The organism is Pseudomonas sp. FG-3G (genome assembly GCF_901007645.1).
Classification (GTDB): Bacteria; Pseudomonadota; Gammaproteobacteria; order Pseudomonadales; family Pseudomonadaceae; genus Aquipseudomonas; species Aquipseudomonas rhizophila.
Map to the genome: position 1 here is coordinate 180,721 of NZ_CAAKGZ010000045.1, position 12,328 is coordinate 193,048.

Sequence of the window (12,328 nt, forward strand, 5' to 3'; positions counted from 1 at the left end):
TTATGCCCATTGCGCAACTCATCAGTCCTCAAGCCCTGGAACACAGGCGGTCGCAGCCCGGACTGGTGATCCTCGATTGTCGTTTTGCCCTGGAGGACTCGGACTACGGCCAGCGCAGTTACGCCGAAGGCCATATTGCCGGGGCATCCTTCGCTGACCTCGAACGGGACCTGAGTGGGCCGGTCACCAAAGGCGTGACCGGCCGCCATCCGCTGCCGGAGCCTGAGGCCCTGATGAAGCGTTTGCGGGCCTGGGGGATCGGCAACGACAGTGACATCGTTTTGTACGATGACGGCCCTGGCGCCTATGCCGCCCGGGCCTGGTGGTTGCTGGCCTGGCTGGGTAAGCGCGATGGCGTTTATATCCTCGATGGCGGGCTCAAGGCTTGGCATGCCGCCGGCTTGCCCTTGAGTCTCGATCCAGCGGTCAACGGTCCCGGGACCTTCAGTGGTTCGCCGGACGCGACCCTGTTGCTCAGTGCCGAGGCGCTTGAGGAGCGTCTCGGTGAGCCGGACATGACCTTGCTCGATGCCCGGGCGTTGCCGCGTTTCAAGGGTGAGGTCGAGCCGATCGATCCGGTGGCCGGACATATTCCGGGCGCGCAGTGCGCAGCGTTCACCGAGAACCTGGGTGCTGATGGGCGCTTCCTGCCAGTCGACCAGCTCAAGCAGCGCTTTGCCGAGAAATTGGGAGGACGCTCGCCGACGGAACTGGTGGCCTATTGCGGCTCCGGCGTGACGGCATGCCATAACCTGTTTGCCTTGTGCCTGGCGGGGTATCCGTTGGGGAGGTTGTACGCCGGTTCATGGAGTGAGTGGATCACCGATCCCCAAAGGCAAGTGGCGGTCGGTGACTGAACGCAGGCCCCGCAGGAGATCGCAGCCTCGTTACGCTCCTCAGCTCCTACAGGACAGGCCCGCCAGCCAACCGGGGATTCGCCGCTCCAGATAATACCCTGGGCGGCGCAAGCTCCCGTCGACAAAGCCCACATGCCCGCCTTGTGCATGCAGTTCAAGCTGGGTAGAGGCGGACAGCTCGCCAGGTTCGGGCACGCTGTGGGGGAATACGAAAGGATCGTCGCAGGCCTGGATGACCAGGGTCGGCGTGCTGATCTCGCCCAGAAAGTAGCGACTGGAGGCGCGGCGGTAATAGTCCGCCGCGTCAGAGAAGCCGTGCAGCGGCGCCGTCACCCGTCCATCGAAGTCCCAGAAAGTGCGCATGTTTTCCAGAGGCCCCAGCGCTGTGAGGGTCGCTAGACCCTCGTGGCGTCCGTCGTGCTGGAACTGGCGCTGCTTGTTGCGCACGTAGGCCACCATCTCGCGCATGAAATGGGCCTGATAAAACCTGGAAAATCCCTGTCCGATGCGATCGGCACACTGGTCGAGGCGAAACGGTACCGACACCGCGACCGCTCCTTGCAACTGACTGTCGCCCCCCGTTTCCCCCAGGTGCTTGAGCAGCACGTTGCCGCCCAGTGAATAGCCCACCGCAAACAGCGGTGCCAAGGGGCGGCGGGCCCGCAGATGGGCGATGGCGGCGGCCAGGTCTTCGCTGGCCCCCGAGTGATAGCTGCGGGGCAACAGGTTCGGTTCTCCCGAGCAACCGCGCCAGTTCAACGCCACGCTGGCCCAGCCCTGATTGCCAAGCGCCTGTTGCAGGCCGGCCACGTAGGGCGAGTTGGATGAACCGGTCAGCCCGTGAAGCACCAGCACCAGTGGCGCGTCGACTCGGTGGGGGCCATGCCAGTCGAGATCGAGAAAGTCGCCGTCTTCCAGCCACAGGCGCTCACGTTCCCGAGCGATGTGGATGGTCTTGCGCCACAGCGGTCCCCACAAGGTTTGCAAGTGCGGGTTGCCAAGGCCCAGGGCCGGGACGAAGTGTTCAGATGCAGCAGACACGATCATTTCTCGATGCACTGGCCAGCCGTTCAGCCAACGGCCTCGGCCACACGTTGCCACAACGCGTAATACACCCGTCCGGATTTCTGTTCACGATGCAGGCGCCAGTTGCCCGGCAACCCCAATGTGGACGGGGCGGCTTCGCTTTCAGTGTAGACCCAGGCATCGTCGGCTAGCCAATGACGTTCTTCGAGCAGGGTGCAAACGGCCGGCAGCAGGTTCTGATTGAAAGGCGGGTCGAGGAACACCAAGTCGAAAGGCGTCGCTGGCTGGCTGTCCAGATAACGCAGCGCGTCGGCGGTCTGCACCTGACCGACGGTGCAGCGCAGTGTGCCCAGGTGCTCTTTCAGGCTGGAGACCGCCAGGCTGCTGGCGTCCAGCGCCTGCCCCATGGCGGCGCCACGAGACAACGCCTCAAGAAACAATGCACCGCTGCCGGCAAACGGGTCGAGTACCCGAGCGCCGGCCACGTAGGGCGCGAGCCAATTGAACAGGGTTTCGCGTACCCGGTCCGGGGTTGGGCGCAGGCCCGGCGCGTCGGGGAAGCTCAAGCGCCGGCTGCGCCATTGGCCGCCGATGATGCGCAACTGATTCACACCGTTATGCACGGGTTTTTTGCTGGAATTGGATGGGCGGGCCATTAGTGCTCCGGAACCCCGAGCGGTTGCTCGGCAGGTTTTTCAGTGGGTGCCGGCAGCGGCTTTTGCGGCACGGTCGGGCCGGCAGTGACGATGACCATTTTATCCGTGCTCAGGTGTTTGTTCAGCGCGGCCTTGACCTGTTCGACGGTCAGTTCCTGGGACTGACGCATGAAGTCTTCCAGGTAGCTGAGCGGCAAGTCATAGAAACCCATGGCCCCGAGCTGGCCGACGATGTCTTCGTTGCTGGCGGTGGACAGCGGGAAACTGCCGGCCAGCTCGCGCTTGGCGTCATCGAGCTCTTTTTGGGTCGGGCCGTTCTTCAGGTAATCGGCGAAAACTTCCTGCACCAGTTTCAGCGTGCCTTCGCTCATTTCGGCGCGGGTCTGCAGGTTGATCATGAACGGGCCACGGGCCTGCATCGGCGAGAAGCCGGAATACACGCCGTAGGTCAAGCCACGCTTTTCCCGGACTTCGGTCATCAGTCGCGTGCCGAAACCACCACCGCCGAGGATCTGGTTGCCCAGGGACACGGCCGCATAGTCCGGGTCGTCCCGATCGATGCCCAGTTGCGCGAGCATCAGGTTGGTCTGCTTGGACGGGAACTCGATGTGACCGATGCTCGCCTTCGGTTCAACCGGTTGCACGGTCTTTGCCAGCGCCGGGCCCTTCGGCAGTGCGGCGGACACCTGATTGGCAATCGCTTCGGCTTCGGCGCGGGACAGGTCCCCCACCAGCGCAATCACCGCGTTGCCGGCGGCATAGGCCCTGGCGTGGAAAGCCTGGACCTGGGCCAGCGTGATCGCAGGAATGCTTTGCGCGGTGCCGTCACTGGAATGGGCATACGGATGATCACCGTACAGACGCTTCATCAGTTCCAGCCCCGCCAGTTTGCCGGGGTTCTGCTTCTGGTACTCGAAACCTGCCAGCAGCTGATTCTTGATGCGCGCAAAGGAGTCGGCGGGGAAGGTCGGTTTGCCAACGACGTCGGCGAACAGCTTCAGCGCCGGCTCGCGCTTGTCCACCGCACTGAGACTGCGCAGTGACGCCAGGGCCATGTCCCGCAAGGCACCGTTGCCGAAGTCGGCGCCGAGGCTTTCGAACCCCTGGGCAATGGCGCTGACATCCTTGCCCGCTACGCCCTCATTGAGCATGGCGTTGGTCAACAGCGCCAGGCCGGGTGTATCGCCGTCCTGGCTGCTGCCGGCGGCGAATGTCAGGCGCAGGTCGAACATTGGCAATTCCCGGGCTTCGACGAACAACACTTTGGCGCCGTCAGCGGTTGTCCAGGTTTGTACGTCGAGCTGGCGACGGCTGGGTGCCTTGCCGTCCAGTTCGGCCAAAGATTGCAGCTTGTTGCTGGCCTTGGCTTTGTCCAGCGCCTGGCTGGCGTTGGTGTCATTGGATGGCGACAGGTAAAAGGCCAAGGCGCCGATCAGGGCGATCAACACCACACCGATCAGCACCAGACGCGATGATTTGCGCTCACTCATGAGCTTTCTCCTCGGGCAGGACGTGCGCGACGCTCAGGCGCGAGCGGGTGAAATACAGCTGGGCTGCCTTCTGGATATCTTGCGGGGTCACGCTTTGTAGTTCGGCGAGTTCGGTGTCCATCAGTTTCCAGGACAAACCGACCGTCTCCAGCTGGCCGATGGCGGTGGCCTGGCTGGTGATCGAATCGCGCTCGTACACCAGGCCAGCGATGACCTGGGCGCGGACGCGCTCCAGTTCCTCGGCGGTCGGGGCAGTGGTTTTCAACTGTTCGAGCAAGCGCCACAGACCGGCCTCGGCCTGGGCCATTGTCTTGTTTTTCTGGGTGTTGGGCGTGGCCGACAAGGTGAACAGCGTGTCGCCACGGGTATAAGCGTCGTAGCTCGACGAACCGCCGGACACCAGCTCTTCGCCGCGTTCCAGCTGGGTCGGGATCCGCCCGCTGTAGCCGCCATCCAGCAAGGCTGAGATCAGCCGCAGGGCATTGACCGAGCGTTTGTCGGTCGCGGTGGCGATGCTCGGTACGTTGAAGGCCAGCATCAGGCTTGGCAGTTGGGTCTGCACATGCAGGGTAATCTGCCGCTCGCCAGGTTCGGCCAGTTCCAAGGGGATCTTCGCTGGCGGTACGTCGCGCCGGGCAACCGGACCAAAGTAACGCTGGGCCAACGTCTTGACCTCGTCTGGCGTGACGTCGCCGACCACCACCAGGGTCGCGTTGTTCGGCGCGTACCAGGATTCGTACCAGTGGCGCAGTTCCTCGACTTTCATCCGCTCCAGGTCGGCCATCCAGCCTATGGTCGGCGTGTGGTAGCCGCTGGCCGGGTAAGCCATGGCCTTGAAGCGCTCATAGGCCTTGGACATCGGCTTGTCGTCGGTGCGCATGCGGCGCTCTTCCTTGATCACCTCGATTTCGCGGCTGAACTCCTCCGGCGGCAGGCGCAGGCTGGCCATGCGGTCGGCTTCCAGTTCGAAGGCAACGCCCAGGCGATCGCGGGCAAGCACCTGGTAGTAAGCGGTGAAGTCATCGCTGGTGAAAGCGTTTTCTTCGGCGCCAAGGTCGCGCAGGATCAGCGAAGCTTCGCCGGGGCCGACTTTCGAGCTGCCCTTGAACATCATGTGTTCCAGCGCGTGGGACAAACCGGTCTGGCCCGGGGTTTCATAACTGGAGCCAACCTTGTACCAGACCTGGGACACCACCACTGGTGCGCGATGATCTTCGCGCACCACGACCTTCAGGCCGTTGTCGAGGGTAAATTCATGGGTGGGTTGTGGATCGGCAGCCAAGGCTGAAAAAGGCAGACAAACTGTGCTGAGCAGCAGGCCTGCAGCACGGCGGGCAAGAGCATTCATTCGTGTTTAAACCTGTTGGGCTGCCCGCTAGGTCTTAGCGTCGGCGGGCGAGAGGGTGCTAGGATACTGATCCGTTTTACTGGCGGCCACGCCTATCGGGCCTTTTCTCGGTCCGGGGTTGTTTGGGTTCTCGGAAGAAGCCCTGGGTTTGTTCGTTGATCCCAGCGTTTTCGCCGATGATGCCCTGCCAGTCCTTCGAAAAAATCGACCTTGAGGTGTCCTGGGGACAACTCGACAAAATGTTGCGCGTGAACAAGCTGGGTGAAACGCAGTCTGTTCAGCATCGAATATTTATCACCGAGGCGCCCTGGTGGCGCGTCGCTACCGTGAGATAGCCGTCCTCCATGTTTGGTTCCAACGACGACAAGAAGACCCCAGCTGCGGCTGGCGAGAAAAAAGGCCTGTTCGGATGGCTGCGCAAGAAGCCGCAGGAAACTGTCGTCGAACAGCCGCAACCGCTGCCTGAGCCCGATGCCGAGGCGGTGGCCGAACAAGCTGCCCCGATTGTCCTGCCGATTGCCGAGCCGGTATTGCAACCGGCTGAGCCTGAGCCGGAGTCGAGCGCTGAACCAGCGGCCGAGCAACCGCTGACCCCACCCGAAGGGCAAACCCCCTGGCTGACCTTGCCCGTGGCGGAAGAACCGGTAGCGCTGGTGGAGGACGCGCAGGCGCCGCATATCGCCCCGCCGATTCCGGCACTGACCCCATCTGTCGCGGCCCCGGCCGTGGAGCCGATTGTCGAAGTGCCAGCGCCTGCCATCATGCCTGTCGCTGCCCCAGTTGCCCCTGAACCGGAGCCTGTTGCAGTTGAATTACCAGCTCTCGCAGAGCCCGCGCCTGCCGCCGAAGAGAACAAGGTCGGCTTCTTCGCCCGCCTCAAGCAAGGCCTGTCCAAGACCAGCGCCAGCATCGGCGAAGGCATGGCCAGCCTGTTTCTGGGCAAGAAAGTCATCGACGACGAATTGCTGGAAGACATCGAAACGCGCTTGCTGACCGCCGATGTCGGCGTCGAGGCGACGTCGGTGATCATCCAGAGCCTGACTCAAAAGGTGGCCCGCAAGCAGCTCACCGACGCCGACGCTTTGTACAAGTCTTTGCAGGGCGAGTTGACCAACATGCTCAAACCGGTGGAACAGCCGCTGGTGATTGCCTCACAGAACAAGCCGTTCGTGATCCTGGTCGTGGGCGTCAACGGCGCCGGCAAGACCACGACCATTGGCAAACTGGCGAAGAAGCTGCAGTTGGAGGGCAAGAAAGTCATGCTCGCCGCCGGCGACACCTTTCGCGCCGCTGCGGTCGAACAGCTGCAAGTGTGGGGCGAGCGCAACAAGATTCCGGTAATCGCCCAGCACACCGGCGCCGACTCCGCTTCAGTGATTTTCGACGCCGTGCAGGCCGCCAAGGCCCGTGGCATCGATGTGCTGATTGCCGACACGGCCGGTCGCCTGCACACCAAAGACAACCTGATGGAAGAGCTGAAGAAGGTTCGCCGGGTGATCGGCAAGCTCGATGCCGACGCACCCCATGAGGTGCTGTTGGTGCTGGACGCCGGCACTGGCCAGAACGCCATCAACCAGGCCAAGCAGTTCAACCAGACCGTCCAACTGACCGGACTGGCCCTGACCAAGCTCGACGGGACCGCCAAGGGCGGGGTGATTTTCGCCCTGGCCAAGCAGTTCGGCCTGCCGATTCGCTACATCGGCGTGGGTGAAGGCATCGACGATCTGCGCACCTTTGAAGCCGAGCCCTTTGTCCAGGCACTGTTTGCCGAGCGGGAGCACTCATGATTCGTTTCGAACAGGTCGGTAAACGCTATCCGAACGGTCACGTCGGCTTGCATGAGCTGAGCTTTCGGGTCCGTCGTGGCGAGTTTCTGTTTGTCACCGGCCATTCTGGCGCCGGTAAAAGTACCTTGCTGCGCCTGCTGCTGGCGATGGAACGGCCCACCACCGGCAAATTGCTGTTGGCCGGCCAGGACCTGAGCACCATCAGCAATGCCCAGATTCCTTACTTGCGTCGGCAGATCGGCGTGGTGTTCCAGAATCACCAGTTGCTGTTCGATCGCACGGTGTTCAACAACGTGGCGTTGCCCTTGCAGATCCTTGGCCTGTCCAAGGCCGAGATCAACAAGCGCGTGGATTCGGCCCTGGAGCGTGTGGCGCTGTCGGACAAGACCGATCTGTACCCCGGCGACCTGTCCACCGGCCAGCAACAGCGCGTGGGCATCGCCCGCGCCATCGTTCATCGCCCGGCCTTGCTGTTGGCGGACGAACCTACCGGTAACCTGGACCCGCGTCTGGCGGCGGAAATCATGGGCGTATTCGAAGACATCAATCGCTTGGGCACCAGCGTGCTGATTGCCAGTCACGACTTGGCCCTGATCGCGCGCATGCGTCACCGCATGCTCACCTTGCAACGCGGTCGACTGATCGGTGACGGGGAGGCTGGCGTATGAGTGCGACCCGCAGCCCCAAGGTGGCCGAGCGCGTGGCTCCGAAAGCCTCCGATCCGCAGCCGCCAAAGAAGAAGCGCGACGATGACGACGGCCCGGATTTCGCGACACTGTTTCACGCCTGGGTCGAAAGCCATCGCGCCAGCCTGCTGGACAGCCTCAAGCGTCTGGGCAAGCAGCCGATCGGCAGCTTTTTTACCTGCATGGTGATGGCGGTGGCCCTGAGTTTGCCCATGGGCCTGTCATTATTGCTAAGTAATGTGGAGCGCCTGGGTGGCTCCTGGCAGCGTGCCGCGCAGATTTCCCTGTATTTGCAGCTGGAAGCGAGCCCTGCCGAAGGCCAGGCGTTGCGCGAGCAGATCAAGGCCATGCCGGGCGTGGCCGACGCCGAATACATTGGTCGCGAGCAGGCGCTGGAAGAATTCCAGCAGCAGTCCGGCCTGGGCGATGCCCTCAAGGAGCTGCCGGAAAACCCGCTGCCGGGAGTGGTACTGGTGACACCCGACGAAGTCGACAAGCCGACCCTTGAAGCATTAAGACAAAGACTTTCCGAGTTGCCGAAGGTACAACAGGCGCAACTTGATCTAGTCTGGGTCGAGCGTCTTGCGGCGATCCTCAAGCTCGGCGACCGATTTGTCTTCGGTCTGACGGTGCTTCTGGTTTCTGCATTACTTTTGGTGATAGGCAATACCATTCGTCTTCATATTGAAAACCGCCGCACCGAGATAGAAGTGATTAAACTCGTCGGCGGTACGGACAGTTATGTACGCAGGCCCTTCCTTTATATGGGGGCGCTGTATGGCTTCGGTGCGGGGATTCTGTCCTGGGGCGTATTGGCGTTTGGCCTGGACTGGCTGAATGACGCGGTAGTGGGGCTGGCCGGTTTGTACGGCAGTGATTTTTCCCTGGCCGGAGTGCCAGCCGCCGACGGTCTGTCGCTCTTGCTTGGCGCGGTGCTGTTGGGTTATATCGGTGCATGGATTGCGGTAGCACGCCACTTGCGTGAGCTTGCTCCAAAATAGTGTTTTTTTGCGCGTATTGACCTTTCGGTTTTTGTGGGAACTTGTCCTACGGTTCCCGGTCAATTTTCGCAGTGCTGAACTGCACGAGTTATGTGAGTCGGAGGTTTTTTCGTATGACCACTTCTTTGCAACCTGCTTATGCTCTGGTCCCGGGTGCGAACCTGGAGGCCTATGTGCACACGGTGAACAGCATCCCTTTGCTGACGCCCGAGCAGGAGCGTGAACTGGCCGAGAGTCTCTATTATGAGCAGGATCTTGAGGCGGCTCGGCAGATGGTGCTCGCCCACCTGCGTTTTGTTGTACATATCGCCCGCAGCTATTCCGGCTACGGGCTGGCCCAGGCCGACCTGATCCAGGAAGGCAACGTCGGCCTGATGAAGGCGGTCAAGCGTTTCAACCCGGAAATGGGTGTGCGCCTGGTGTCGTTTGCAGTGCACTGGATCAAGGCGGAAATCCACGAGTTCATCCTGCGCAACTGGCGCATCGTGAAAGTCGCGACCACCAAGGCCCAGCGCAAGCTGTTCTTCAACCTGCGCAGCCAGAAGAAACGTCTGGCCTGGCTGAACAATGAAGAAGTCCATCGTGTGGCCGAGAGCCTGGGCGTCGAGCCGCGGGAAGTGCGCGAGATGGAAAGTCGCCTGACCGGCCATGACATGGCCTTCGACCCGGCCGCCGAAGCGGACGACGACAGCGCTTTCCAGTCGCCGGCCAACTACCTGGAAGACCACCGGTATGACCCGGCGCGTCAACTGGAAGACGCCGACTGGAGCGACAACTCCAACACCAACCTGCACGAAGCTCTGGAAGTGCTGGACGAGCGCAGCCGTGACATCCTTTACCAGCGCTGGCTGGCCGAGGAAAAAGCCACGCTGCACGACCTGGCGCAGAAGTACAACGTGTCGGCCGAGCGGATTCGCCAGCTTGAGAAGAGCGCGATGAACAAGCTCAAGGTGTCGATTGCGGCTTGACCGGCGGTAGCGGTAATAAAAAACGCCCCGATCAGTGATGATCGGGGCGTTTTTGTGTGTGCTCACTATTGGATTCGCCGCAGACCCCCTGTGGGAGCGAGCTTGCTCGCGATGGCGGCTTATCATTCAACATCGATGCTGCCTGACCCTCCGCCATCGCGAGCAAGCTCGCTCCCACAGTTGAATGTCGGTGTCTGGTCTACTGGGCCCAAGGCGCCCGCCGCGAGTCATTGAGCCCCAGCAGGTAGCTGTCGCCCCCCAACTGGCTCATCTGCCGGCGGATCCAGTTCGCGCGCCGCAGTACATAAGGGCTTGGGCGTGCGGCGCTCCATACCCGGGGGTTGGGCAGGACCGCCGCCAGCAGGCTGGCCTGTTGCCGGGACAATGCATCGGCGCTTACCCCAAAGTGATGCCGCGCTGCGGCTTCGGCACCGAACACACCGTCATCCCACTCGACGCTGTTGAGGTACACCTCGAGGATCCGCTGCTTGGGCCAGAGTATTTCGATCAGCGCGGTAAACCAGGCTTCCAGGCCCTTGCGCAGCCAGCTGCGGCCCGGCCACAGGAACAAGTTCTTGGACACTTGCTGGCTGAGGGTGCTGGCGCCGCGAATCGAGCCGCCACGTCCGTTATGGGTAAGCGCGGCCTGGATCGCACCGAAGTCGAAGCCCCAGTGCTCTGGAAATTTCTGGTCCTCACCCGCGATTACCGCGATTTTGAGGTTGTCGGAAATCTGATCCCAGGGTTGCCAGGTACGCTGCAGGTCGATCGGCTCGCCACCGAACCAGGACTCAACCTTGCGCTCGATCATCAGCGCGGTGAACGGCGGCGGCACCACGCGAAACAACAGCACCAGCACAACGCTGCCGACGGCGAACCAGAGCAGGGCTTTAACGAATCGTCGAAACAATGAACGTAACATAGAGATGGCTTGGCCGAACCCGTCGAGCGGGCCATTATACAGACCCTGTCCACCGAGTCTGACTGGAGTTCTCATGCTGCGTAGTTTTCTGATGCTGGCTGCTTTTTTCGGCTTCACCGGCGTGGCACTGGGAGCGTTTGCCGCCCACGGCCTGAAAAATCGCCTGAGCGCCGATTACCTGGCGATCTTTCATACCGGCGTCACCTATCAGTTGGTACACACCCTGGCGTTGCTGGGCGTCGCGCTGCTGGCCACGCACATCCCCGGACGTATCGTCACCTGGGCCGGGATTTCGTTTGTCATCGGTATCCTGCTGTTCTCCGGGAGTCTGTACCTGCTGACGCTCACGGGCATCAGCAAACTGGGCATTATCACGCCGTTCGGTGGGGTGGCGTTCCTGATCGGCTGGTTGTGCCTGGGGCTTGCCGCCTGGCGGTTGGGCTGACCGCACGGTCCAATTCATGACGAATGGCTTGGGTCGTCCAGACTGATCGGGCTAGAATGCCAGCCCCTAAAAATGATGGCGGCATCCGGCATGCGCATTCAATTGAACGGCGAACCCCTTGATCTGCCCGACGGTGAAACCGTTGCGGCCCTGCTGACCCGTCTGGAACTGACCGGACGCCGCGTCGCGGTGGAGCTCAATCTGGATATCGTCCCGCGCAGCCAGCACGCCGACACCACGTTGAACGATGGCGACAGCGTCGAAGTGGTCCACGCCATCGGCGGCGGCTAGTCCCTGCGGTTTTCCAGTATTTCGCAAGAACCTCACCCCAACAGAGGATTTCCCATGAGCATCGTTCGTAGCGACAAGCCCTTCGTCCTGGCCGGTCGTACCTACCAGTCGCGTCTGCTGGTTGGCACCGGCAAATACCGCGACATGGAAGAAACCCGCCTGGCCATCGAAGCCTCGGGCGCTGAAATCGTGACCGTTGCCGTGCGCCGCACCAACATCGGCCAGAACCCGGGCGAACCGAACCTGCTGGATATCCTGCCGCCAGATCGCTACACCATCCTGCCCAACACCGCCGGCTGCTTCGACGCCATCGAGGCCGTGCGCACCTGCCGCCTGGCCCGTGAGCTGCTCGACGGCCACAACCTGGTGAAACTGGAAGTGCTGGCGGACCAGAAAACCCTGTTTCCCAACGTGATCGAAACCCTCAAGGCCGCCGAAACCCTGGTCAAGGAAGGTTTCGACGTGATGGTCTACACCAGCGATGACCCGATCATCGCCCGTCAACTGGCGGAAATCGGCTGCATCGCGGTGATGCCGCTGGCTGGCCTGATCGGCACGGGTCTGGGGATCTGCAACCCGTACAACCTGCAGATCATCCTGGAAGAAGCCAAGATTCCGGTGTTGGTGGATGCCGGTGTCGGCACCGCGTCCGACGCCACTATCGCCATGGAACTGGGCTGTGAAGCAGTGCTGATGAACTCGGCCATCGCCCATGCCCAGCAACCGATCCTGATGGCCGAAGCCATGAAGCACGCCATTGTGGCCGGTCGCCTGGCATACCTCGCCGGCCGCATGCCGAAAAAACTCTACGCCAGCGCCTCTTCGCCGCTGGATGGTCTGATCAAGTAAGA

At 62.0% G+C, this 12,328-nt stretch carries 13 protein-coding genes; 8 read left to right on the forward strand and 5 right to left on the reverse strand.

Features of this window, described 5'->3' with window-relative positions; translation table 11 throughout:
* The first annotated feature begins 2 nt into the window (after positions 1 to 2).
* A complete protein-coding gene (locus PSEUDOMOFG3G_RS26735; RefSeq protein ID WP_139048936.1) occupies positions 3 to 857 on the forward strand; it encodes a sulfurtransferase in 855 nt (284 codons plus the stop codon).
* A 39-nt stretch (positions 858 to 896) separates the two neighbouring features.
* On the opposite strand, the gene PSEUDOMOFG3G_RS26740 is transcribed toward PSEUDOMOFG3G_RS26735, so the two are convergent.
* From PSEUDOMOFG3G_RS26740 to PSEUDOMOFG3G_RS26755, 4 genes are read right to left on the reverse strand one after another with little or no spacing between them, the layout of a single operon-like run.
* Complete coding sequence (locus PSEUDOMOFG3G_RS26740) at positions 897 to 1,898, reverse strand: hydrolase (protein WP_139048937.1); 1,002 nt, start codon at positions 1,896 to 1,898, stop codon at positions 897 to 899.
* A 29-nt stretch (positions 1,899 to 1,927) separates the two neighbouring features.
* Positions 1,928 to 2,539 (reverse strand): 16S rRNA (guanine(966)-N(2))-methyltransferase RsmD, encoded by a 612-nt coding sequence (gene rsmD, locus PSEUDOMOFG3G_RS26745; RefSeq protein ID WP_047226025.1) that lies wholly within the window; start codon positions 2,537 to 2,539, stop codon positions 1,928 to 1,930.
* The gene (locus PSEUDOMOFG3G_RS26750) at positions 2,539 to 4,029 is read right to left on the reverse strand and encodes a pitrilysin family protein (protein ID WP_107321395.1); all 1,491 of its coding nucleotides are present in this window, start codon (positions 4,027 to 4,029) and stop codon (positions 2,539 to 2,541) included. The genes rsmD and PSEUDOMOFG3G_RS26750 overlap by 1 nt, the downstream gene beginning before the upstream one ends.
* Positions 4,022 to 5,377 carry a pitrilysin family protein gene (locus tag PSEUDOMOFG3G_RS26755; RefSeq protein ID WP_047226023.1) on the reverse strand — a complete coding sequence of 452 codons (1,356 nt, stop codon included), beginning with the start codon at positions 5,375 to 5,377 and terminating at the stop codon, positions 4,022 to 4,024. Before PSEUDOMOFG3G_RS26755 ends, PSEUDOMOFG3G_RS26750 begins: the two co-directional genes overlap by 8 nt.
* Positions 5,378 to 5,721: 344 nt before the next feature.
* On the opposite strand from PSEUDOMOFG3G_RS26755, the gene ftsY reads away from it, so the two are divergent.
* The 4 genes from ftsY to rpoH all read left to right on the forward strand — a co-directional run bounded on the left by ftsY (position 5,722) and on the right by rpoH (position 9,819).
* Positions 5,722 to 7,164: a signal recognition particle-docking protein FtsY gene (gene ftsY / locus PSEUDOMOFG3G_RS26760; RefSeq protein ID WP_139048938.1), complete on the forward strand. Its 1,443-nt coding sequence runs from the start codon at positions 5,722 to 5,724 to the stop codon at positions 7,162 to 7,164.
* Complete coding sequence (ftsE, locus tag PSEUDOMOFG3G_RS26765) at positions 7,161 to 7,832, forward strand: cell division ATP-binding protein FtsE (protein WP_024778908.1); 672 nt, start codon at positions 7,161 to 7,163, stop codon at positions 7,830 to 7,832. The genes ftsY and ftsE overlap by 4 nt, the downstream gene beginning before the upstream one ends.
* A complete protein-coding gene (ftsX, locus tag PSEUDOMOFG3G_RS26770) occupies positions 7,829 to 8,851 on the forward strand; it encodes a permease-like cell division protein FtsX (protein WP_047226021.1) in 1,023 nt (340 codons plus the stop codon). Before ftsE ends, ftsX begins: the two co-directional genes overlap by 4 nt.
* Before the next feature lie 113 nt (positions 8,852 to 8,964).
* Positions 8,965 to 9,819: an RNA polymerase sigma factor RpoH gene (rpoH, locus tag PSEUDOMOFG3G_RS26775; RefSeq protein ID WP_003177476.1), complete on the forward strand. Its 855-nt coding sequence runs from the start codon at positions 8,965 to 8,967 to the stop codon at positions 9,817 to 9,819.
* A gap of 199 nt (positions 9,820 to 10,018) precedes the next feature.
* Here the strand turns inward: rpoH and mtgA are convergent, their stop codons facing one another.
* On the reverse strand, positions 10,019 to 10,741 hold the full coding sequence (gene mtgA, locus PSEUDOMOFG3G_RS26780; protein WP_047226020.1) for a monofunctional biosynthetic peptidoglycan transglycosylase: 723 nt from the start codon (positions 10,739 to 10,741) through the stop codon (positions 10,019 to 10,021).
* Positions 10,742 to 10,814: 73 nt separating this feature from the next.
* Between mtgA and PSEUDOMOFG3G_RS26785 the strand changes: the two genes are divergently transcribed.
* From PSEUDOMOFG3G_RS26785 to PSEUDOMOFG3G_RS26795, 3 genes are all read left to right on the forward strand, one after another.
* Positions 10,815 to 11,186, forward strand: coding sequence for a DUF423 domain-containing protein (locus tag PSEUDOMOFG3G_RS26785; protein WP_047226019.1), 372 nt, complete (start codon positions 10,815 to 10,817; stop codon positions 11,184 to 11,186).
* A gap of 90 nt (positions 11,187 to 11,276) precedes the next feature.
* On the forward strand, positions 11,277 to 11,477 hold the full coding sequence (thiS, locus tag PSEUDOMOFG3G_RS26790) for a sulfur carrier protein ThiS (RefSeq protein ID WP_160893822.1): 201 nt from the start codon (positions 11,277 to 11,279) through the stop codon (positions 11,475 to 11,477).
* A 54-nt stretch (positions 11,478 to 11,531) separates the two neighbouring features.
* Entirely contained in the window at positions 11,532 to 12,326 is a 795-nt protein-coding gene (locus PSEUDOMOFG3G_RS26795; RefSeq protein WP_003177480.1) for a thiazole synthase, read from the forward strand.
* Positions 12,327 to 12,328 lie beyond the last annotated feature (2 nt).

What these genes read in the sequence shown, in the direction of transcription:
- rpoH (WP_003177476.1), top strand. Translation starts at nt 8,965, where the DNA reads ATGACCACTTCTTTGCAACCTGCTTATGCTCTGGTCCCGGGTGCGAAC.
- PSEUDOMOFG3G_RS26755 (WP_047226023.1), bottom strand. Translation starts at nt 5,377, where the DNA reads ATGAATGCTCTTGCCCGCCGTGCTGCAGGCCTGCTGCTCAGCACAGTT.
- PSEUDOMOFG3G_RS26750 (WP_107321395.1), bottom strand. Translation starts at nt 4,029, where the DNA reads ATGAGTGAGCGCAAATCATCGCGTCTGGTGCTGATCGGTGTGGTGTTG.
- rsmD (WP_047226025.1), bottom strand. Translation starts at nt 2,539, where the DNA reads ATGGCCCGCCCATCCAATTCCAGCAAAAAACCCGTGCATAACGGTGTG.
- PSEUDOMOFG3G_RS26795 (WP_003177480.1), top strand. Translation starts at nt 11,532, where the DNA reads ATGAGCATCGTTCGTAGCGACAAGCCCTTCGTCCTGGCCGGTCGTACC.
- ftsE (WP_024778908.1), top strand. Translation starts at nt 7,161, where the DNA reads ATGATTCGTTTCGAACAGGTCGGTAAACGCTATCCGAACGGTCACGTC.
- ftsY (WP_139048938.1), top strand. Translation starts at nt 5,722, where the DNA reads ATGTTTGGTTCCAACGACGACAAGAAGACCCCAGCTGCGGCTGGCGAG.
- PSEUDOMOFG3G_RS26785 (WP_047226019.1), top strand. Translation starts at nt 10,815, where the DNA reads ATGCTGCGTAGTTTTCTGATGCTGGCTGCTTTTTTCGGCTTCACCGGC.
- thiS (WP_160893822.1), top strand. Translation starts at nt 11,277, where the DNA reads ATGCGCATTCAATTGAACGGCGAACCCCTTGATCTGCCCGACGGTGAA.
- PSEUDOMOFG3G_RS26735 (WP_139048936.1), top strand. Translation starts at nt 3, where the DNA reads ATGCCCATTGCGCAACTCATCAGTCCTCAAGCCCTGGAACACAGGCGG.
- ftsX (WP_047226021.1), top strand. Translation starts at nt 7,829, where the DNA reads ATGAGTGCGACCCGCAGCCCCAAGGTGGCCGAGCGCGTGGCTCCGAAA.
- mtgA (WP_047226020.1), bottom strand. Translation starts at nt 10,741, where the DNA reads ATGTTACGTTCATTGTTTCGACGATTCGTTAAAGCCCTGCTCTGGTTC.